This window comes from Mesorhizobium sp. P2_F5, from assembly GCF_056403715.1.
Map to the genome: position 1 here is coordinate 39,486 of NZ_JBFUEY010000022.1, position 20,818 is coordinate 60,303.

Below are 20,818 nucleotides of genomic sequence, written 5' to 3' on the forward strand. Positions count from 1 at the left end.
GTGTTCACCATGGATTGCCGGACCCGTCAACTGCGGCGAGCCGGCCAAGACGATTAAGACAGGCAGGATATAGGCATGGCCAGCGCCGTCGAACAGTTTTTCGCCGTCAAGACGAGGATCGCCACCGCCGAGCGCGAGGCCGGCCGCGAGCCCGGTTCGGTGACGCTGGTTGCGGTGTCGAAGACTTTTGAAGCCGACGCCATCCGCCCGGTCATCGAAGCCGGCCAGCGCGTTTTCGGCGAGAACCGCGTGCAGGAGGCGCAAGGCAAATGGCCGGCGCTGAAAGCCGAATTCCCTGACATCGAGTTGCATCTGATCGGCCCGCTGCAGTCGAACAAGGCGAAGGAAGCCGTTGCGCTCGCCGATGTCATCGAGACGGTCGACCGCGAGAAGATCGCCACCGAGCTCGCCAAAGAGATCGCGCGCCAGGGCCGCGCACCAAAGCTCTACGTCCAAGTCAACACCGGCTCGGAGCCGCAAAAGGCCGGCATCGAGCCCCGCGACGCCGTCGCCTTCGTCGCCCGCTGCCGGGATGTCCATGGTCTGGCCATCGAAGGCCTGATGTGCATCCCGCCGGCGGACGAGAACCCCGGCCCGCATTTCGCGCTGCTGGACAAGCTCGGCAAGGAGGCCGGCGTGGCAAAACTGTCGATGGGCATGTCCAGCGACTACGAGACGGCAATTGCTTTCGGCGCCACGAGCGTCCGGGTCGGCTCGGCGATTTTCGGCAGCCGGTAGTTTCGCCCAGCACTCCTTGCCGCGTAGTCGGCCGAATGCTATATCTAGCCAAGCTAGCTAGGAAGCATTCATGAACTGGCACCTTCAGGACGCAAAGAACAATTTCTCCAAGGTGGTTCAACGCGCGCGCAGCGAGGGCCCGCAGACGGTAACGCTCCGTGGCGAGCGTGCCGCCGTGGTTCTCTCTGCCGAAGACTACGATCGCCTGTCAGGAAAGAAGAAGTCGCTGGCTGAATATCTTTTGACTGGCCCGGTCTGGGACGATGATTTTGCCGAAGAGGTCAACCGTCGTTCGGACACGATGATCCGGGACATCGACCTCTGATGTATCTACTCGACACAAACGTCGTATCAGATGTGGAGAGGCGTCTACCCAAGCCGACAGCTTGGCTCGCTTCGGTTGATCCGGCCTCGCTCAATCTCAGCGTCATCACCCTCGGCGAGATCGAGCGTGGGATCGTCAAGCTGCGCAAGGTCGATCCCGAAAAGGCAACGCGCCTCGATCTGTGGCTGCGAGAGCTTCGGCGTGACAATGCCGACCGCATCCTTGCGGTTACCGAAGATGTCGCTTTGACGTGGGGGCGTATTACGGCCGACCGTACACGCGGCAGCGCTGATACTCTCATAGCCGCGACCGCACTTGTTCATGATCTCATTCTGGTGACGCGCAACGTCGCCGACTTCGACGATACCGGCGTGACAGTGCTCAACCCTTGGGAAGCCTGATCCGCCCGCAGCGATGCCGGTAAGCCAATATCGGCATTGACAGCGGGTTGGGCCAACGTCGGGCGCTCCGTTGCGCCACCACTGGAAACGAAACGGTCCGTTCCTATTTGCTTGGCGTCATCATCAATCTGCTGGAGCCGCCACCATGCGCTACAATCAACTCGGAAATACGGGGATGTTCGTCTCCGAACTGTGCCTCGGCACCATGACCTTCGGCGCCGCCGGCGAGAATGCCCAATGGGGCCTGATCGCCAGCCTCGACCAGAAGGGCGTCAATGACATTGTTGCCCGCTCCGTCGCCGCCGGCGTCAATTTCTTCGACACGGCCGACGTCTATTCCTTCGGCGACTCCGAGCGCCTGCTCGGCCAGTCGCTCAGGGATCTCGGCGTCAAGCGCTCGGACGTCATCATCGCCACCAAGGTGCATGGCGCCATGGGGCAAGGCCCGAACGAGCGCGGCTCGTCGCGCGGCCACATCATGGACTCGGTCGAGGGCAGCCTCGAGCGGCTGCAGCTCGACCATATCGATCTCTATCAGTTGCACGGCACCGACACGGTGACCCCGATCGACGAGACGCTGCGGGCGCTCGACGATCTCGTCGCCAGCGGCAAGGTGCGTTATGTCGGCGTTTCCAACTGGCAGGCCTGGCGTATCGCCAAGGCGCTCGGCATCGCCGAGCGCAAGGATCTTTCCCGCTTCGAGACCATCCAGTCCTATTACTCGATCGCCGGCCGCGACCTCGAACGCGAGATCGTGCCGCTCATCAACGAGGAGAAGCTCGGCCTGATGGTGTGGTCGCCGATGGCCGGCGGCCTGCTGTCCGGCAAATACGGCCCCGGCGCGCCCGGCAATGGCGAAGGCCGCCGCGCCGCCTTCAACTTCCCGCCGGTCAATGAGGATCGTGCCTGGGCGGCCGTCGCCGTCATGCGCGAGATTGCCCAGAAACACGGCGTTAGCGTCGCTACGGTCGCGCTCGGCTACGTGCTGGCAAAACCCTTCGTGATGAGCGTCATCATCGGCGCCAGCCGGATGGAGCAGCTCGAACAGAACCTTGCCGCTGCCGAGGTAAAACTCGACGCCGACGATCTTGCCAAGCTGGATGAGGTCAGCGCGCTGCCGGCCGAGTATCCCGGCTGGATGCTGGAGCGTCAGGGCGTCGGCCGCCGCCCGGCACCGTTCGTACCGAAGAAGTAGTTCGACCACTGTCGATCTGATGCTTGGGGGGCCATTTGGCTCCCCAACGTCTTTTCAGGCTTATTTTTATTTGAGCGTGATCTTTTCCGAAAACCGGATTCCACTTTCGGGATCATGCTCCCATCCGAACGTTCTCGACCAGAAAGTCGAGAAAGGCACGCACCCGCGCCGGTAAATGCCGACCCTGGCCGACATAGACGGCGTGGGTAGGCTCTTCGTCGCCGGGATTGAAATCCTCCAGCAGCGCCGTCAGCCGCCCCGCCGCGATGTCATCGGCTACATGCCAGTGCGCCAGCCGGGCAATGCCGGCGCCGCCAACCGCCATCAGCCGCATCGACTCGCCGTCGCTGACCACTGTGTTTCCCATAATCGGGACCACGATGGCGTTGTCGGCTGCGTCGACAAATTGCCAGCCATCGACATGCCGGACAAAACCGAAAGCCATGCGATTGTGCCGGTCGAGATCGGCTGGTGTCAGCGGCGTGCCATGCGAGCCGAGATAGGACGGCGCGGCAACGACCGTCATCCGGCATTGCCCGAGCTTGCGCGCCACCAGCCGGGATTCGCCGAGCGGACCGGCGCGAATGGCGACGTCGGCGCGCTCCTGCATCAGGTCGATGACACTGTCGGTCAGCACCAGATCGACCGAGATCTCGGGGTAGCGTTCGAGGAAGCGTGGCAACAACGGGATCAGCCGGTGCACGCCGAAAGGCACGTAGCTGTTGACGCGCAGCCGTCCGCGCGGCGCTGCACCCACGGCGGCTTCGCGCTCGGCCGCCGCCATGTCGGCCAGGATGCGCACCCCGCTGTCGTAGAAGGCCGTCCCTTCCGGTGTCAGCTGCAGCTTGCGCGTCGAGCGGCTGACCAGCCGCGCGCCGAGCCTTGCCTCCAGCCGGGCGATCAGCTTGCTGACTGCAGACGGCGTCATGCGCAGGGCCCGCGCCGCAGCCGAAAAGCTGCCCGCCTCGACGACGCGGACGAACACTTCGATCTCGCCGGAGCGATTGATATCGGGTCTGGCCATCTGTGAATCTATTTCACAGGAAATATGCCCAAGGCAAGTCTGGTTCACAAGGGATGGCAACACGATCTCTCGGGTCGGGGCGCGGGTTTGGACAAGGCGCCGGTCGTCTTGGAAGTGGAAACCGCCATGCCTCTCGCTCTTTACGCCCTCGCCGCCGGTGCCTTCGGCATCGGTGTCACCGAATTCGTCATCATGGGCTTGCTGATCGATGTCAGCAAAGATCTCGGCGTCTCGATCTCGGCCGCCGGTCAGCTGATTTCCGGCTATGCGCTCGGCGTCGTCATCGGTGCGCCGCTGTTGACCATCGCCACCGGCAACTGGCCGCGCAAGACGGTGCTTCTGGCGCTGATGGCAATCTTCACGCTTGGCAACCTCGCCTGTGCGATCGCGGCCGATTACTGGACGCTGATGGGCGCCCGCATCATCACCGCCTTTGCCCATGGCACCTTCTTCGGCGTCGGCTCCGTGGTCGCCACCGGCCTGGTCGCACCCAACAAGAAGGCCTCTGCGATCGCGCTGATGTTCACTGGCCTGACCATCGCCAACATTCTCGGCGTGCCCTTCGGCACCTGGCTCGGCCAGGCCTTCGGCTGGCGCGCCACCTTCTGGGCGGTAGCCCTGGTCGGGCTGACAGCCTTCGCAGTGATCCTGCTACTGGTGCCGCGCAGTCAGACGGCGCCCGAGAAGACCAACCTGCGCGCCGATCTTGCCGTCCTGCGCCGCACGCCCGTGCTGCTCGGCCTTGCCATCACGGTGCTCGGCTATGCCGGCGTCTTCGCCGTCTTCACCTACATCGCCCCGCTGCTGACCGAGATCAGCGGCTTTAGGGAAGCGGCCGTGTCGCCGATCCTGCTCGTCTTCGGCGGCGGTCTCATCGCGGGCAATCTGCTTGGCGGCAAGGTCGCCGACCGCTGGCTGGTGCCGGCGGTGCTCGGCAGCCTCGTCGTGCTGGCGCTGGTGCTGGCCACCATGACCTTCGCCGTCCACAGCCAGGTCTTGGCCGTCATCTATGTCGGCCTGCTCGGCGCTGCCGCCTTCGCCACCGTGGCGCCACTGCAGATGTGGGTGCTCGACAAGGCGCAAGGTGCGGGCCAGAGCCTCGCCTCCTCCTTCAACATCGCCGCCTTCAACCTCGGCAATGCCGCTGGCGCCTGGCTTGGCGGCGCGGTGATTGCCCATGGCCTTGGCCTCGGTTCCCTCACCTGGGTCGCTGCCCTGCTGCCGGTCGCGGCGCTCGGCGTCGCCGCCCTGGCGCTGCGCCTCGACCGAAACGGCGAGCGTTTGGCGCCGGTCGCCGTCTGCCCAAGCGCCGCGGAGTGACCGCGGCTCCGAAACATCCCTGCCCCGACAGAAGCCCAGACACGAACCCAACAGGAGAGACCGTTGTGATCAACAGCAGAGATCCGGTTCGCTACGCCATCCTTGCCAATGCGGTCAGGCATTTGAAGCTCGTTGCGCTCGCCCTGGCGGCGTCCTTGATGTTCGATCCGGCGATAGCCGGCGAAAAGCAGACGTGGGTCGGCACCTGGCTGGCCAGTCCGCAATCGACATGGGGCACCGATTTTGCCTTGCCGGTGAAGATACCGCCGCGGCTTGAGAACCAGACCATTCGCCAGACGGTCCGGATCAGCCTTGGTGGCGAGAAATTCCGTGTCGTCCTGTCGAACGAGTATGCCGCCACGCCGGTCCAGATCGGCGAGGCCCGTGTGGCAGTCGCCGGTGAGGGGTCGAAAATCGTCCCCGGCACCGATCGCGCGCTGACCTTTGGCGGACAGGCCAACGCCGCAATCGCGCCGGGCACATCTTTGATCAGCGACCCGGTGGACATGCCGCTCGCTGCCTTGAGCCGGCTTTCTGTCTCGGTCTATCTGCCGCAGGAAACGCGTCTCGCCACCTTTCATTGGGACGGCAAGCAGACTGCCTATGTCGGCGACGGCAATCAGACGGCTTCAGATGCATTCGCGGCCACGCAGACCACCGACGCACGCATCCTGCTCAGCGAAATCCTGGTCGACGCACCGGCAAATGACGGCGCCGTCATCGCCATCGGCGATTCGATCACTGATGGCAATGGCGCCACTTTGGATGCGGACAACCGCTGGCCCGACTTCCTGGCCGCTCGCCTCGCCCCGAAACAGATGGCTGTGCTCAACGCCGGCATATCCGGTGCGAGGCTGCTGGACGACGCCATGGGCGTGAAGGCATCCGCTCGCTTCGATCGCGATGTCGTGGCCCAGCCCGGCGCCAAGGCGGTGATCCTGCTTATCGGCATCAACGACATCAGCTGGCCAGGCACGCCCTTCGTGAGCGAAAAATCCCTGCCCGCCTTCGAAACCTTGATAAGCGGCTACCTGCAACTCGCCGCCCAGGCCCACGCTCACAATCTCAGCATTGTCGGCGCCACGCTAACGCCCTTCGAAGGCGCGTTGAGCGGGACGCCGCTCGATGCCTACTACACGCCGGAAAAGGACGCGCTGCGGCAGAAGGTCAACAACTGGATCCGCACCAGCGGCGCCTTCGATTCCGTGGTCGATTTCGACCTCCTGCTGCGCGATCCGGCGCATCCGACACGCCTGCTGCCCGAATTCGATTCCGGCGACCATCTACATCCAGGCGACAAGGGAAACCAGGCTATGGCCGACGCCATCGACCTTGCCACACTGGTCAAAAACTGAGCGACGCATCCACTGCTTCGGCTCGCACTTGAAAGGACACAAAATGGACTATCGACGTCTTGGCGCATCTGGCCTCAAGGTCCCGGCACTCTCCTTCGGCGCCGGCACCTTCGGCGGCTCCGGCCCGCTATTCGGCGCCTGGGGCAACAGCGATGCCACCGAAGCGCGACGGTTGATCGACATCTGCCTCGAGGCCGGCGTCAATCTGTTCGACACGGCCGATGTCTATTCGAACGGCGCTTCGGAAGAGGTCCTGGGCGAAGCCATCAAGGGCCGTCGCGACTCCGTGCTGATCTCGACCAAGACGTCGTTGCCGATGGGCGACGGACCGGCCGACTACGGCTCATCGCGCTCGCGCCTGATCAAGGCCGTGGACGCCTCCTTGAAGCGCTTGGGCACCGATTGCATCGATCTTCTGCAGCTGCATGCCTTCGATGCCGGCACGCCGATCGAGGAGGTGCTGTCGACGCTGGACGACCTCGTGCGCGCCGGCAAGCTGCGCTATGTCGGCGTCTCCAACTTCTCCGGCTGGCAAGTGATGAAGTCGCTGGCCGAGGCCGACAAGCATGGCTACCCACGCTACGCCGCGCATCAGGTCTACTATTCGCTGGTCGGCCGCGACTATGAATGGGAACTGATGCCGCTCGGCCTCGACCAGGGCGTCGGCGCGCTGGTGTGGAGCCCGCTCGGCTGGGGCCGCCTGACCGGCAAGATCCGCCGTGGCCAGCCTCTGCCGGAAAAGAGCCGGCTGCACGACACGGCCGATTTCGGCCCGCCGGTCGCGGACGAGCATCTCTACCGGGTCATGGATGCGCTCGATGCGGTGGCGCAAGAGACCGGCAAGACCGTGCCGCAGATCGCCATCAACTGGCTGCTGCAGCGCCCGACCGTGTCGTCCGTCATCATCGGCGCCCGTAACGAGGAGCAGTTGCGCCAGAACCTTGGCGCCGTCGGCTGGGCGTTGACGCCGGAGCAGATCAAAAAGCTCGATGTGGCAAGCGAGGTTACCGCGCCCTACCCGTACTTCCCCTATCGCCGCCAGGAAGGCTTTGCCCGGCTGAATCCGTCGGCGGTGTGATCGGATCGGCTACTGAAGCCAAAGGTTCGCGGGATAGCGCCCCCCTCTGTCCTGCCGGACATCTCCCCCACGAGGGGGGAGATTGGATGTCACTTCGGCTTTCGCCAATCTCCAACGCAAAAAGGATAGCGCTATCGGCGGAACTGCCGATCTCCCCCCTCGTGGGGGAGATGTCCGGCAGGACAGAGGGGGGCGCCGTAGAGCGCCGACCTCAACGGCTCCGAAGCCGCAGCTCTAGTGCAGCACGAACTCCCCATCGACCTTCCGCCACTCATTCGGCGCGATCAGCTTCTGATGCGTATAGCTGACCGAATGCAGCGGCCCATCGAGCTTGGCCTGCCAGAACTCGATGAATTTGATCAGCACCGGAAACGTCGGTGCCAGATCGTAATCCTGCCAGATGAAGCTCTGCAGCAGATGCGGGTGGTCGGGAAAGTGATACAGAATCTTGGCCGTGGTCAGGCCATACCCCTTGAGCATCAGGTCCATTTCGGAATGGTCGTGCATGGCAGTCCCCTTCGCCCGGTTGATTCTCCATTCCTCCCAACACCGAATTGTGCGCGCCGTTCCTTAACTGTCTATTGATTTTTCCTGATCGAAAACGGGTTTTCCGCGCGAAAACATGCATTTAGCAGCGACGTCTCCTGAGTGCTGACAGCCGCCACGCAACGAACTGCGGCATCCCGCCACGCGAATCCAACGTCTAATGTTGCCGTCAGCGCGGAACTGTTAATAATGCCGCCGAATTCGCGGCTGCGTCGCCGTGATCCTGCCGGTGGTCAAGCCGGCGGCTGGTTTGGGAGGAAAGTGAAGACATGTCCGAGGTGAAGATCCACCGCGTCCAGCCGGCGTGGAAGAAGAACGCGCTGATCGACAACGACACCTACCTGAAATGGTATGCCGACAGCGTGAAAAATCCGGACAAGTTCTGGGGCAAGCACGGCAAGCGCATCGACTGGTTCAAGCCGTTCAGCAAGGTCAAGAACACCTCCTTCGACGGTAAGGTCTCGATCAAATGGTTCGAGGACGGCGAGACCAACGTCTCCTACAACTGCATCGACCGCCATCTGAAGAAGCGCGGCAACCAGACCGCCATCATCTGGGAAGGCGACAACCCCTACGACGACAAGAAGGTCACCTATAACGAGCTTTACGAGCACGTCTGCCGGCTGGCCAATGTAATGAAGAAACACGGCGTCAAGAAGGGCGACCGCGTCACCATCTACATGCCGATGATCCCGGAAGCGGCCTATGCGATGCTGGCCTGCACGCGGATCGGCGCCATCCATTCGATCGTCTTCGGCGGCTTTTCGCCGGACGCACTGGCCGGCCGCATCGACGACTGCAAATCTACCTTTGTCATCACCGCTGACGAAGGCCTGCGTGGCGGCAAGCCGATCCCGCTGAAGGAAAACACCGACAAGGCGATCGAGATCGCGGCCAAGGCCGGCACCAAAGTCGAAAAGGTGGTGGTCGTGCGCCGCACCGGCGGTAAGACCGCCTGGGTGGCCGGGCGCGACGTCTGGTACCATGACGAGACCGCGACCGTGAAGGGCGACTGCAAGCCGGAGAAGATGAAGGCCGAGGATCCGCTGTTCATCCTCTACACCTCAGGCTCGACCGGTAAGCCGAAGGGTGTGCTGCACACCACCGCCGGCTATCTCGTCTATGCCGCGATGACCCACCAATATGTCTTCGACTACCATGACGGCGATATCTACTGGTGCACCGCCGATGTCGGCTGGGTCACCGGTCATAGCTACATCGTCTATGGCCCGCTCGCCAACGGCGCCACCACGCTGATGTTCGAGGGCGTGCCGAACTACCCCTCGCAGTCGCGCTTCTGGGAAGTCATCGACAAGCACAAGGTCAACATCTTCTACACCGCGCCGACGGCACTGCGCGCGCTGATGGGCGCCGGCGACGAACCGGTAAAGAAGACCTCGCGCAAGTCGCTGCGCGTGCTGGGTTCGGTCGGCGAGCCGATCAACCCGGAAGCATGGGAGTGGTATTTCAACATCGTCGGCAACAGCAAGGTGCCGATCGTCGACACCTGGTGGCAGACCGAGACCGGCGGCATCCTGATCACCCCATTGCCTGGCGCCACCGATCTCAAGGCCGGTTCGGCGACGCGGCCCTTCTTCGGCGTCAAGCCGCAACTGGTCGACGGCGAGGGCAAGGTGCTGGAAGGGGCGGCCGACGGCAATCTTTGCATCACCGATTCCTGGCCCGGCCAGATGCGCACCGTCTATGGCGACCATGACCGCTTCGTGCAGACCTATTTTTCCACCTACAAGGGCAAATATTTTACCGGCGACGGCTGCCGACGCGACGCCGATGGCTATTACTGGATCACCGGCCGCGTCGACGACGTCATCAATGTCTCTGGCCACCGCATGGGTACGGCCGAAGTCGAATCCGCTCTGGTCAGCCATGACAAGGTTTCCGAGGCCGCCGTCGTCGGCTATCCCCATGACATCAAGGGCCAGGGCATCTACAGCTACGTCACCTTGATGAAGGGCGTGGAGCCTACCGAAGAGCTGCGCAAGGAGCTCGTCGTCCATGTCCGCAAGGAGATCGGCGCCATCGCGTCGCCCGACAAGCTCCAGTTCGCTCCCAGCCTGCCGAAGACGCGCTCCGGCAAGATCATGCGCCGTATCCTGCGCAAGATCGCCGAGGACGACTTTTCCGCGCTCGGCGACACCTCGACCCTGGCCGATCCGGCCGTGGTCGACGATCTGATCGCCAACCGGCAGAACAAGAAGGGCTGACGGTCATTCGGCCCAGGATTGTCAGGATGCAAAATGGCTGAGGTCGGCTCCGTGATCGAACTCTGGCGCTATCCCGCGAGTTCGCTCGCCGGCGAGCGCCAGGACGCGATCTCGGTCGGTCTGGAGACCATTGACGGCGACCGGCTGTACGGTCTCGTCGATACCTCCGACAATGAGATCGCGCGGCCGGATCGCGATGCGAAATGGCACAAGGTGCCGCGCATCCGCACCCGGCTGAGCAACGACCGGGAGCTGGAGATCGCCGTTCCCGACGGTGACTGGCTGACAGCACCTGGCGTCGAATGCGACCGCGCCGTCTCGGCCTATCTCGGCTTCGCCGCCTCGATCCGGCCGTTCAGCCAGGACAACGCGCCCGGCTACACCGGCCCGCTGACCGCCGAGCGCTACCGCAAGGCGCCGATCCATCTCTTGACCACCGCATCGCTGGCGCGGCTGAAGGCACTGCACCCGGAAGGTGTCCCCGATCCGCGCCGCTTCCGACCCAACATCGTCGTCGACATGGCGGCGGTCGCAGGTTCGTTTCCCGAGACCGAATGGATCGGCCGCAAGCTCGCCATCGGCGACCTGCTGGTGACCATTTCCGCGCCATGCCGCCGCTGCGGCTTCACCATCATCAGCCAGGACGGCTTCGACCACGACCCCGGCATCCTGCGCAACCTGGTCCGCCACAACGCCCACAATCTCGGCGTCTATTGCACGGTCGACAGGCCCGCCAGCGTCGAGATCGGCGCGCTAATGCGGTTCGTCTAGGTCCTCAACAGCGCGAAGCGGGTAGACCACATACCTTGGAGATTGGCCTACCCTTCGCGCGTTCGAAGGCTCGAGGGTTCCCCGGCCCCGCTACCGATACAAATCCGCCCGTGTCGGCGGCAGGCCGCTCGGGCCGCGTGCGCGCTTGGTGACGACGGTCTGGAAAATCTGCGCCGAGGCGCGCTCGAAGGTGATCGAACAGCCAGTGAGGTAGAGCAGCCAAAGCCGCGCCTTGGCCTCGCCGACTTCGGCGACCGCCTCGTCGAAGCGGGCCTGCAGCCGCTCGGCCCACAGCCGGCAGGTGCGTGCATAGTGTTCGCGCAAATTCTCGACGTCGTAGACCAGAAAACCATGCGCCTCGAAATTGCCCAGCGTCATGCCGATCGTGTCGAGTTCGCCGCCGGGGAAAATGTATTTGAGCAGCGCCTTGAACTCCGGGCCCTTGCGCAGGGTCTTCTTCAAGTCGCCCTTGCTGCGCCTCGTGATGGCGTGGTGCAGATAGATGCCGCCCGGCTTGAGCAGGCGATGAATGGTCTTGAAATAGGTGGCATGGTTGGCGAGGCCGAGATGCTCGAACATGCCGATCGACGATATCTTGTCGAAGGAGCCGGTGAGTTCGGCATAGGATTTGATCTCGATGGTGATGCGGTCTTCCAGCCCCTCTGCGCGGATGCGTTCGCGGGCGAGGTCCGTCTGGGCCTGCGACAGCGACACGCCATGGCCGATGACGCCGTAATTCTTCGCCGCATGGATCAGCATGGCGCCCCAGCCGCAGCCAATGTCGAGCAGCTTTTCGCCCGGCTTCAGCCGGAGCTTGCGGCAGATATGGTCGAGCTTGTCGGCCTGCGCTTGGTCGATGCCGTTGGCGAAATCCGTGAAATAGCCGCAGCTGTAGACCATGCGCTCGTCGAGGAAGAGCCGGTAGAAGGCATTCGAGATGTCGTAGTGATGCTGGATCGCTTCCTGGCTCGAACCGCTGACATAGGGATTGCGCCCCGACAGATCGGTGCGCGCGCTCATCTGCTTTCGCGACAAAAGCACCGCCGGCAGGTCGCGCAGGATCGCCAGCTTCGGCAGCGACTTGATCTTGGTCCTGAGCTTGCCTTGCGACGGCAGAGCGTAGAAATCGAAAATCGTCCCGTCTTCGATGTCTATGGTCTTGGAAATCCACATCTCGATCAGCGTCGACAGTGACGGCCGCTTCACCACCTGCCAGACGATGTCCTGGTCGTTGATGGTGAGCACCGGACCGCTGGCGGGACCGATCCGCTCGCCGGTCCACAGCCTGACGGCAAAACCCGGCTTCAGCGTTTCGATCACCGTTCGAACGATCCGAGCGGCCTTCTCGGCTGCCTCCATGCCTTCCTCCGAATGCTGGTCCCCCGGCAGGAGTTTGCCCGCCCGGCCGGCCGACCGCAACCCGCCGCGCGTGGAAGCCGGGCTGCCCGTCCTATTTCAGACAGACACCTTGTCTTTTGCTGCAACGCACCCCATCATGAGGACGTGTTCAACAAATCGAAAGGAGGTGATCCGATGTCGAGTGATTTCGTTTTCCAGAACGTGGCCTCAGCGGATTGCACTTTCGGGAAGCAGTCTTCCCGTTAAGGCGCGAGAAGCGCGGTGGGTGACTTCGGTCGCCGCCATCGGCCGCGCCATGGACGGAAACACGGAAGGCCGCCGGCTTCGTCAAGAAGCGGCGGCCTTTTCCTTTTGAGCCTGAGAGATGGCTAATTGGTCAGCGCCAAATTCTCGATGTTGCGGGCAATGGCCTGGAAGGCGTCGTTGAGTTCTGTGCCGCTGGCAACCTGGTAGAAATGCTTGATGCTGCCGGTGTCCGGGCTGGCGCAATCCTGCAAGGTGGCCCTGGCGTTCTTCTCGGTGAGATCGAAGCCGATGGTGAAGATCTCGATGCCCTTGTTGCGCATGGCGCCGCACAAGGCCTTGGCTGCCGTGCGGGTCGGTTCCTTGCCGGCGTCGTTATAGACCTGATCGACGCTGCTGGCGTCGAAATAGGACAGGTTGAACTCGCCGTCGGTCATCAGGATCGCAAATTTGGCGACCTTCTTCGGGTCCATTTTGGCCGGCCGCTGTGAGGCCTTCATCACACTGCCCCAGTTTTCCGACAGCATGTACCAGGCCCACTGCACGCCGATATGGCCGGCCGTGCCGCCCGAAGCGGCAAAATTCTTGATCACGGTCTTGAGCGCGTTGGCGTCGGCCGTCAGCGGCATCAGCGCTGCGGCCGGGCAGGCCGCCGTGTTGGTGTTTTGCGCGAAGCCCGACAGGAAATAGTCGCGATTGACCATGCCGACATCGGGACCCGCATCCGTGTATTGATTGGCGCCCTTGCGCTCGGTTGCACAGTTGTCCGGACGCGTCGATGACGAGACGGATTGCGGGTCTTCATTGCCGGGCGCCTGCTTGCGCTGGCTGGACTTGGTTTCGACAAACACGCTGCTGGCGGCAAGCGTGCCGGCATTGACCGAGTTGGCGTAGGGCACGATGGCGACGCGCACCCGCGGCTTGGACAAGTCCTGGCCGGCGAGGAAAGCATCGACGGCATTGGCTGCCGCGGCCTTCAAATCCTTGATCTTCTGACCGGCCATCGAGCCGGTGACGTCGAGCATCATCGAGACTTCGATGGTCTTGTCGGAGTAGAGCGCCGTGGTCGAGGCGCCGACACGCTGCATGTCGCCGACGCTGAACAGCGGAAAGTAGAGCCCGACATCGACGTGGGCGTCGGCCTTGACCGTATTGGCGGTCCTGTCGACGGTGAGCTTGTCGAGAACGATCTGGTTGGCCTGCAGTATGCCGGCCATGCTGTTGGCGTCGAGAAAGGCTTGCACCGATTTGTTGGCATCGGCTTCTCTGATGACGCCCGTGGTCAGGTCGCGCGCCGTCGAGGTAACGGCGGCATCGACCACGCCCTGCAGGCTCGATTTGGCGTTGTAAATCTGAGAGATGTTGACAGCAAAGCCGACGCTTAGCGCCAAGACCGAGGCGGCAAGGCCGAACAGCACCGCGAAACTTCCACTGCGATCCCTGGCGAAAACGCCAGCCGCGTGAACAAGACCCCCGTAATTCCGCATCCTTCAGCCTCCGCTCGCCTCGGCCTCGTCGCCGCAGGAGGGTCAATGCAGGATTCCGGCCGGATCGCGCAGACGCTTTCGCGAAAGCCGCCGACCACCGTTCAAGCTGTTGTTTTTGCTGAGTTCGGCATCGTCGCAAGGTGAACGAGCGGTAAACAAAAATTCACGGCAGCCCCTTCGTTTACGAACTACTCACCATGATCTGTCGCAGGGCGAATCCCGGTCCCGATCCGGCACAGATGTCCGAAAGATGCAGTGTGTCGAAGCGGATCAGAATCCCTGCCGCGAACCGCTCTACGCGAGCATGCGCGCGCTGATGGTCTTGTCGACGCCGTGATGGGGCGGGTTGAACAGTTTGCCCTCCTGCTCATGGGTCCAGACCTTGAACAGGCCGAGCCGATGTGGGCCGAAACTGTGCAGCAGCGGCACATCCGTCGCGTCGCGACCACGCGCGATGACGACGCGGCCGATCCTCGGCCGGTTGTGGCGGGGGTCGAACGTGTACCATTTGCCGTCGAGGAAGACTTCCAGCCAGGCGGAGAAATCCATCGGCGCCGGATCGACCGGCACGCCGATGTCGCCGAGATAGCCGTTCACATAGCGGGCCGGGATGTTCATGCAGCGGCAGAGCGTGATCGCCAGATGGGCAAAGTCGCGGCACACACCAACGCGCTCCTCATGCGCCTGCGCGGCGGTCCGCGTCGGCCGCGCATAGCCGTAGCCGAAAGACAGCCGGTTGTGGACATAGTCGACGATCGCCTGCACCCGCGCCCAGCCAGATGGAACATGCCCGAAAAGCTGCCAGGCCAGGCCGCCCAGATGATCGGTCTCGCAATAGCGGCTGCCGAGGAGATAGCCCAGCACCTCGTCCGGCAGTTCCGCCACCGGCACTTCCCTGGCCAGCGTGTTGACCTCATCGGGCTCGCCACTGTCCTCGACGGCTGCGTCGTAGAGGATGCGGAAATTGCCGGCGGGAGCGACAAAGCGGCGGCAGGCATTGCCGAACAGGTCGTGATAGACCTTGCTCGGCACCGAAGGCGAGGTCAGCACGCGCGTCTGCCGCTTGATGTCGGCCTGGCGATCCCTGTGGATTTCGAGCAGCGAGATGACCGGTGTGGCATCAGTGCACTCAATGGCGATTTCGTAGCCGAGCCTGATCAGCATCGCGTTTCCCCCGTCATTTCTTATGGAAGACAGTTTGGTTTAAACGCCAGAAGCAGGATCATGGTTCCCTGGAATTGTCGAAAAGACCCGCCCGCGCCTTCCCAGGCAGGCGCCGTGGCGTTACGGTCGAACGACATGTTTTGACCCTCCCGAAACACTCCCGAAAACCCTTTGGAAAATCAGATGTTTGCAGGCAGAAAATTCGCCGCCTTCCTGTTCGATATGGACGGCACGGTGCTCAATTCGATTGCTTCGGCCGAGCGCGTCTGGGCGGCGTGGGCACGCAAGCATGGCCTCGACGTCGAAGCCTTCCTGCCGACGATCCATGGCGTGCGCGCCGTCGAGACCATCACCAGACTGGCGCTTCCCGGCGTCGACCCGGTGCACGAGGCGCTGGTGCTGCTGCAGGCCGAATCGGACGATGTCGAAGGCGTGCTGCCGATCGTCGGCGCCGTGTCGTTCCTCAACGCGCTGCCGGCCGAGCGCTGGGCGATCGTCACCTCGGCGCCGCGCCCGCTGGCGCTGCTGCGCATGCAGGCGGCCGGCATCCCGGTTCCGGCACTGATGGTCGCGGGCGAGGACGTGTCGCACGGCAAGCCGGCGCCCGACTGTTTCCTGCTGGCGGCAAAACGGCTCGGTGTCGATATTGGCGACTGCCTGGTTTTCGAGGATGCGCCGGCCGGCATCGCCGCCGCCGAAGCGGCGGGAGCCTCGGTGATGGTGATTAGCGCCACCCACCAGCATCCGATGGCGACGCCGCATGCCGCGATTGCCGGCTACGACGCCGTCTCCATCGGCATCGATGACAGCAGCTGGATGACGCTGGAGGCGCGGCGCAGCGCGGCTTAGGTTAGCCTTAGAAGTCGGTTGCCAAGCCCTTGACCTCCCAGTCGCCGTAGCGGCCGGGTTCCTTGCCGCCGCGGCCGCCGAGCTCTTTCGGCAGCGCCGCTTCCTTTTGGCGATACTCATCACGGCGCGCCTTGGCCTCGGCCAGCGCGCGGCGGGCGGCCGGCGTCAGGTCCTTCTCCCGGTCGGCATCGGCTTTGCTGGTTTCGTCGGTCATGCGATAGTCCCGGCGGATTGAAATGAGGGGTAGTGTTTCCCATCATATAGCGATGATGACACCCGGATCGACCCCTTTTTGCCACGGCCGCAAACGGAGCAAACGATGAGCACGCTACGCACCGCCATGCTTCTGGCCGCGATGACGGCGCTGTTCATGGGCGTCGGCTTTCTGATCGGCGGCACTGGCGGCATGATGATCGCCTTCGTGGTCGCCGCCGGTACCAATCTGTTCAGTTACTGGAACGCCGACAAGATGGTGTTGTCGATGAACCGCGCGGTCGAGGTCGACGCGAAGAACGCGCCCGAATTCTACGCCATCGTTGAAGCGCTGGCCAAGCAGGCCGGCCTGCCGATGCCGAAGACCTATCTGATCGACAATCCGCAGCCGAACGCCTTCGCCACCGGCCGCAATCCCGAGAACGCCGCCGTCGCAGCCTCGACCGGCCTGCTGGAGCGCCTCTCGCATGAGGAGGTGGCGGCCGTCATGGCGCATGAGCTCGCCCATATCCAGCACCGCGACACGCTGACCATGACCATCGTCGCGACGCTCGCCGGCGCCATCTCCATGCTCGGCAATTTCGCCTTCTTCTTCGGCGGCAGCCGCAACAACAACAATCCGTTCGGCTTTGTCGGCGTGCTGGTGGCGATGCTGGTGGCGCCTTTCGCCGCCATGATCGTGCAGATGGCGGTCAGCCGCACACGCGAATACGAGGCCGACCGGCGCGGCGCCGAAATCGTTGGAAATCCGCTTTGGCTGGCATCGGCGCTTGACAAGATCGCCCGCGGCGCCGAACGCATCCGCAACCCGGATGCTGAGCGCAACCCTGCGACCGCGCATCTCTTCATCATCAATCCCCTTCACGGCGAGCGCATGGACAGCCTGTTTTCGACCCACCCGAACACCGACAACCGCATCGCTGCGCTGCAGGCGATGGCGCGTGACATGGCAGGCCGCCAGCCCGCACCGCGTCCGGCGCCGACGCCGGAGCCCACCGAAGAACTGCAGGCCCATGGCCAGCAAGGCCCATGGGGCAAGCCGGCACAACCCGAACCGCCGGCCGAACCGGAACAGCCAAAGTCCAACCCGTGGGGCCGCAACCCGACCGGACCCAAAGGTCCGTGGTCGTGAGCGAAGCCAGAGGCCGGCCCGCACACTCAGGCAATCGCGAAAACAGCCCGGACGAATCCGTCGCCGGCCTCGCCGCGCGCAAGGCGGCGGCCCGGCTGCTGGCCGCCGTGATCGATGCGAGGACACCGCTCGACGGGCTGACCGATCACGAGAACGGCCACCCGCAATACAAGGCGCTCGATATGCGCGACCGCGGCCTGGTGCGCGCCATTCTGGTCACCGCGCTGCGCTATCGCATGACCATTGCCGGGCTCCTCGCCCGCCGCCTCGAAAAGCCGCTGCCGCCCAACGCCACGGCGCTTTCACACATTCTGCATGTAGCGGCGGCGCAGATTCTGTTCCTCGATATTCCCGACAGCGCCGCCGTCGATCTTGCCGTGACCCACGCCAAGTCCGACCCGCGCACGCAGCGCTTTTCCGGCCTCGTCAACGGCGTGCTGCGCACCTTGGCGCGGGCTAAGGACAGCGAATTGCCCGCAGCGCTTGCCGCCACCGATGAAGCGCCAAAATGGTTCTCCGATCGGCTGAAAGCCGCCTATGGCGCTGACAAGACGAAGCAGATTCTCGCCGCGCACCGGGTCGAGGCGCCGGTCGACTTCACCGTCAAGGCCGATCCCGAACACTGGGCCGAAAAGCTCGGCGGCATCGTGCTGCCGACCGGCACGATCCGGGTGGAAAAGCTCAGCGCCTCCGTCACCGAACTGCCCGGCTTTGACGAAGGCGCCTGGTGGGTCCAGGACGCCGCCGCCAGTTTTCCGGCGCGGCTGTTCGGCGATGTCAGCGGCTTGCGCGTCGCCGACCTCTGCGCCGCGCCCGGCGGCAAGACCGCCCAGCTGATCCTTGCCGGCGCGAAAGTCACCGCAGTCGACACCTCGAAGAACCGGCTGGCGCGACTGACGCAGAACCTCGAGCGGCTCGGCCTCACCGCTGAGATCGTGCAGGCCGATCTGCTGAAATACCAGCCGGCGGAACTGTTCGACGCGGTGCTGCTCGACGCGCCCTGTTCTTCCACCGGCACGGTGCGGCGCCACCCCGACGTGCCGTGGACGAAGACGATGGCCGACGTCGAAAAGCTTGCCGACCTTCAGGCAAGGCTGCTCGCCCGCGCCGTTACTTTGGTCAAACCGGGCGGTCGGATTGTTTTTTCCAACTGTTCGCTCGACCCGATCGAAGGCGAGGATCTCTACCGCGCCTTTCTGGCCGCGGACAAAAACATCGCCGACGATCCGTTGCAGCCGGGCGAAATCGCCGGCCTCGATGCCTTCCTGACCAGCCAGGGCACGCTGCGCACAACGCCAGCCGATCTCGATCTCGGCTCACCCGGGATTTCTGGCCTGGACGGCTTCTTCGCCGCCCGCATGCGGCGTGTCTAGCGCCGAAGGTGGGCTGAGATTCAGGTCAGGCCGCGTCGAAAATGGCGGTCTCCGAGAACCGGAGCGGAGCGTACTCAAGTACGTGAGCACCGGAAGCGCAGGAGACCACCATTTGCAGGCCGGCCTCACCTGAATATCAGTCTGCCTTTAGAGCATGTCGTCTAAGGACCAGTGGTTGGCCCACCTTGCATCGATTTCATCGTCGACATTCTGGTAGCGGATGTCGGTGGAGAGCCGGATACGCCCCTCAGCGCTCTGGTTGGTCGTCGAAGCATGGATCATGTAGGGCGAGTGGAGGACGACATCGCCGGCCTCGAAATCTGCGATCAGCCAGCGCGTGTCGAACCGTTCGGCCATGTCGGGCAAGTCTTTCGACACCCAGCCGCCTTCGCTCATATTTCTGTTGAAGGCGCTGATGCGTTCCTCGGGGCTGAGCCCGGCATTGTCCCTGGCGAAGCGCGCTTCCATGTCGGCGCCGATCGTGTGTGAGCCCTGGAGATAGACCAAGCCGCCCATGTCGATGGAAACATCGCCAATCGGAATCCAGGCGGTGACGATGCGGCTGGTGCCGCCGCGCAGATAGACGAGATCGTAATGCGCCGGTGTCGCTACAGTCGTGCCGGGCTGGGTGAAGCGCATGAGCTTGCGCTTGTGCAGGTAGGACAGCCCGCCGACAAACGCATCCATCAGCCGCGATAGCAGCGGCTGCGCGCAAAACCCTTCATAGGCGGTGGAACGAACCAGCGCCATCAGCCGGCGGTCGGCGAGCTGACGGTCGAACGCGCCGGCCGCCGCCAACCCAAGCGCAGGATCGGACCCAGACTTCAGCAGCCCGGTATCGGCCAGATGCGAAAACACCCAGCCGCGAAAATGGATGACGTCGCTGCGCGGCAGCACGCCTTTCAGCCAGACATAGCCTTGCTCGGCAAAGAGTTTGCGGATCGTCTCGATGCCGACCTTGGGGTCGGTCGGCGAGAGATAGCCCAGCCGGTTCGGCGCCGTCGACAATGTCTTGCCATTGGCGATCAAAGTGATCGCAGGAACAGTGTCCCCAAGCTGCGCACCGCTTGCCGATCTTGACATTTCAGTCACCCATGATTTGTCATATCACCTAGCAGTGCCATGTCTACCATCGCCTTCGCCATGGACAGAACGAACGACTGGACTTTTCGCTCATGACAGATCACCAATTCGCGCTCTACAGATCAGCGCCGACAGCCGCCGGCGGCCTGTCGGTGACCGGGATTGGCCGACATCGCGTCACCCAGGCGATCAACGTGCGTAAGTTTCCGGAATTCGCCGTAGTGCTGGTCGAGGACGGTAAAGGCTGGCTCGAAACCAAAGCTTGCGGCGTGCAGATGGTCACAGCGCCCGCCCTGTTCTGGCTATTTCCGGGCAAGACGCACTCCTATGGGCCGGACGCCTCCGGGTGGCTCGAACGCTGGGCGCTCTTTGACGGTGCCCTGACGCGCGATTTCACACGGCTGCGGCTGATCGCCGAGGCCGCCCCTGTCGTCCGGCTGAACGATCTCAGCGAGATGCAGCGTCTGTTTGACAGGCTACACAGCGAGCTTTCGCTCGACACCGTGCTGAGCCAGGCGGAAGCCGCCGCCACGATGCATGGCATCGTCGTGCGGGCCGCCCGCCAAGCGGCGGATCGGATCAACCGCGAACGAGACCCGGGCCTTGCCGCCGATATCCAGCCCATCATCGACGAATTGCGCCGCTGCGCCTGCGATTCCGTCGATCTCGACGCCTTTGCCGCGAAGTTCGGGATGTCGCCGGCAACCATGCGCCGCAGGTTTGCGCTGGCCGCCGGCATGTCGCCCAAGGCCTTTCAATTGCGCATTCGGCTCGACCGCGCCAAGCAGATGCTGGCCGCCTCCGATTCGTCGGTTGAGTCCATCGCGGCCGCCGTCGGCATCCACGACGCCTTCTATTTCTCCCGCCTGTTTCGCGATCGCGAAAACTGCTCGCCGAGCGAGTTCCGATCGCGTCACAACCGCAAGTGAGTGCCGGA

Annotated in this window: 20 protein-coding genes; 13 read left to right on the forward strand and 7 right to left on the reverse strand. The window is 63.6% G+C overall.

Going from position 1 to position 20,818, the window contains the following annotated elements; translation table 11 throughout:
• Positions 1–75: 75 nt before the first annotated feature.
• The 4 genes from AC1DYO_RS25910 to AC1DYO_RS25925 all read left to right on the forward strand — a co-directional run bounded on the left by AC1DYO_RS25910 (position 76) and on the right by AC1DYO_RS25925 (position 2,659).
• Positions 76–738 (forward strand): YggS family pyridoxal phosphate-dependent enzyme, encoded by a 663-nt coding sequence (locus AC1DYO_RS25910; RefSeq protein ID WP_477267268.1) that lies wholly within the window; start codon positions 76–78, stop codon positions 736–738.
• Between the two features lie 70 nt (positions 739–808).
• Positions 809–1,063, forward strand: a complete 255-nt coding sequence (locus AC1DYO_RS25915; protein ID WP_123151235.1) for a type II toxin-antitoxin system Phd/YefM family antitoxin — start codon at positions 809–811, stop codon at positions 1,061–1,063.
• Positions 1,063–1,464 carry a PIN domain-containing protein gene (locus AC1DYO_RS25920; RefSeq protein WP_477267269.1) on the forward strand — a complete coding sequence of 134 codons (402 nt, stop codon included), beginning with the start codon at positions 1,063–1,065 and terminating at the stop codon, positions 1,462–1,464. The genes AC1DYO_RS25915 and AC1DYO_RS25920 overlap by 1 nt, the downstream gene beginning before the upstream one ends.
• Positions 1,465–1,609: 145 nt before the next feature.
• A complete protein-coding gene (locus tag AC1DYO_RS25925; protein WP_477267270.1) occupies positions 1,610–2,659 on the forward strand; it encodes an aldo/keto reductase in 1,050 nt (349 codons plus the stop codon).
• A 112-nt stretch (positions 2,660–2,771) separates the two neighbouring features.
• Here AC1DYO_RS25925 and AC1DYO_RS25930 read toward each other — a convergent pair whose 3' ends face one another.
• A complete protein-coding gene (locus tag AC1DYO_RS25930) occupies positions 2,772–3,683 on the reverse strand; it encodes a LysR family transcriptional regulator (RefSeq protein ID WP_477267271.1) in 912 nt (303 codons plus the stop codon).
• 126 nt (positions 3,684–3,809) lie between these two features.
• Between AC1DYO_RS25930 and AC1DYO_RS25935 the strand changes: the two genes are divergently transcribed.
• The 3 genes from AC1DYO_RS25935 (at position 3,810) to AC1DYO_RS25945 (ending at position 7,436) form a co-directional block, all read left to right on the forward strand.
• Positions 3,810–5,003: an MFS transporter gene (locus AC1DYO_RS25935; protein WP_477267272.1), complete on the forward strand. Its 1,194-nt coding sequence runs from the start codon at positions 3,810–3,812 to the stop codon at positions 5,001–5,003.
• 65 nt (positions 5,004–5,068) lie between these two features.
• Positions 5,069–6,358 (forward strand): SGNH/GDSL hydrolase family protein, encoded by a 1,290-nt coding sequence (locus tag AC1DYO_RS25940; RefSeq protein WP_477267273.1) that lies wholly within the window; start codon positions 5,069–5,071, stop codon positions 6,356–6,358.
• Positions 6,359–6,401: 43 nt separating this feature from the next.
• Entirely contained in the window at positions 6,402–7,436 is a 1,035-nt protein-coding gene (locus AC1DYO_RS25945) for an aldo/keto reductase (protein ID WP_477267274.1), read from the forward strand.
• 234 nt (positions 7,437–7,670) lie between these two features.
• Here AC1DYO_RS25945 and AC1DYO_RS25950 read toward each other — a convergent pair whose 3' ends face one another.
• Positions 7,671–7,943, reverse strand: a complete 273-nt coding sequence (locus AC1DYO_RS25950) for an usg protein (RefSeq protein ID WP_477267275.1) — start codon at positions 7,941–7,943, stop codon at positions 7,671–7,673.
• A 308-nt stretch (positions 7,944–8,251) separates the two neighbouring features.
• Between AC1DYO_RS25950 and acs the strand changes: the two genes are divergently transcribed.
• Both acs and AC1DYO_RS25960 read left to right on the forward strand, forming a co-directional pair.
• Positions 8,252–10,207: an acetate--CoA ligase gene (gene acs / locus AC1DYO_RS25955; protein WP_477267276.1), complete on the forward strand. Its 1,956-nt coding sequence runs from the start codon at positions 8,252–8,254 to the stop codon at positions 10,205–10,207.
• A gap of 33 nt (positions 10,208–10,240) precedes the next feature.
• Positions 10,241–10,978: an MOSC domain-containing protein gene (locus AC1DYO_RS25960; protein ID WP_477267277.1), complete on the forward strand. Its 738-nt coding sequence runs from the start codon at positions 10,241–10,243 to the stop codon at positions 10,976–10,978.
• Between the two features lie 90 nt (positions 10,979–11,068).
• Here AC1DYO_RS25960 and AC1DYO_RS25965 read toward each other — a convergent pair whose 3' ends face one another.
• The 3 genes from AC1DYO_RS25965 to AC1DYO_RS25975 form a co-directional block, all read right to left on the reverse strand.
• The gene (locus tag AC1DYO_RS25965) at positions 11,069–12,337 is read right to left on the reverse strand and encodes a class I SAM-dependent methyltransferase (protein WP_477267278.1); all 1,269 of its coding nucleotides are present in this window, start codon (positions 12,335–12,337) and stop codon (positions 11,069–11,071) included.
• Between the two features lie 368 nt (positions 12,338–12,705).
• The gene (locus AC1DYO_RS25970) at positions 12,706–14,067 is read right to left on the reverse strand and encodes a TadE/TadG family type IV pilus assembly protein (protein ID WP_477267279.1); all 1,362 of its coding nucleotides are present in this window, start codon (positions 14,065–14,067) and stop codon (positions 12,706–12,708) included.
• 294 nt (positions 14,068–14,361) lie between these two features.
• Positions 14,362–15,231 (reverse strand): transglutaminase-like domain-containing protein, encoded by an 870-nt coding sequence (locus AC1DYO_RS25975; RefSeq protein ID WP_477267280.1) that lies wholly within the window; start codon positions 15,229–15,231, stop codon positions 14,362–14,364.
• A gap of 183 nt (positions 15,232–15,414) precedes the next feature.
• Between AC1DYO_RS25975 and AC1DYO_RS25980 the strand changes: the two genes are divergently transcribed.
• Entirely contained in the window at positions 15,415–16,080 is a 666-nt protein-coding gene (locus AC1DYO_RS25980; RefSeq protein WP_477267281.1) for an HAD-IA family hydrolase, read from the forward strand.
• Positions 16,081–16,087: 7 nt separating this feature from the next.
• Here the strand turns inward: AC1DYO_RS25980 and AC1DYO_RS25985 are convergent, their stop codons facing one another.
• Positions 16,088–16,294: a DUF1674 domain-containing protein gene (locus tag AC1DYO_RS25985; RefSeq protein ID WP_477267282.1), complete on the reverse strand. Its 207-nt coding sequence runs from the start codon at positions 16,292–16,294 to the stop codon at positions 16,088–16,090.
• Positions 16,295–16,399: 105 nt separating this feature from the next.
• Between AC1DYO_RS25985 and htpX the strand changes: the two genes are divergently transcribed.
• Both htpX and AC1DYO_RS25995 read left to right on the forward strand, forming a co-directional pair.
• Positions 16,400–17,425, forward strand: a complete 1,026-nt coding sequence (gene htpX / locus AC1DYO_RS25990) for a zinc metalloprotease HtpX (RefSeq protein ID WP_477267283.1) — start codon at positions 16,400–16,402, stop codon at positions 17,423–17,425.
• Positions 17,416–18,798: an RsmB/NOP family class I SAM-dependent RNA methyltransferase gene (locus AC1DYO_RS25995; protein WP_477267284.1), complete on the forward strand. Its 1,383-nt coding sequence runs from the start codon at positions 17,416–17,418 to the stop codon at positions 18,796–18,798. The genes htpX and AC1DYO_RS25995 overlap by 10 nt, the downstream gene beginning before the upstream one ends.
• 147 nt (positions 18,799–18,945) lie before the next feature.
• Here the strand turns inward: AC1DYO_RS25995 and AC1DYO_RS26000 are convergent, their stop codons facing one another.
• Positions 18,946–19,881 carry a phytanoyl-CoA dioxygenase family protein gene (locus AC1DYO_RS26000; RefSeq protein ID WP_477267285.1) on the reverse strand — a complete coding sequence of 312 codons (936 nt, stop codon included), beginning with the start codon at positions 19,879–19,881 and terminating at the stop codon, positions 18,946–18,948.
• A gap of 92 nt (positions 19,882–19,973) precedes the next feature.
• Here AC1DYO_RS26000 and AC1DYO_RS26005 point away from each other — a divergent pair, with 92 nt between their 5' ends.
• Entirely contained in the window at positions 19,974–20,810 is an 837-nt protein-coding gene (locus AC1DYO_RS26005; RefSeq protein ID WP_477267286.1) for a helix-turn-helix transcriptional regulator, read from the forward strand.
• The last annotated feature ends 8 nt before the right edge of the window (positions 20,811–20,818 follow it).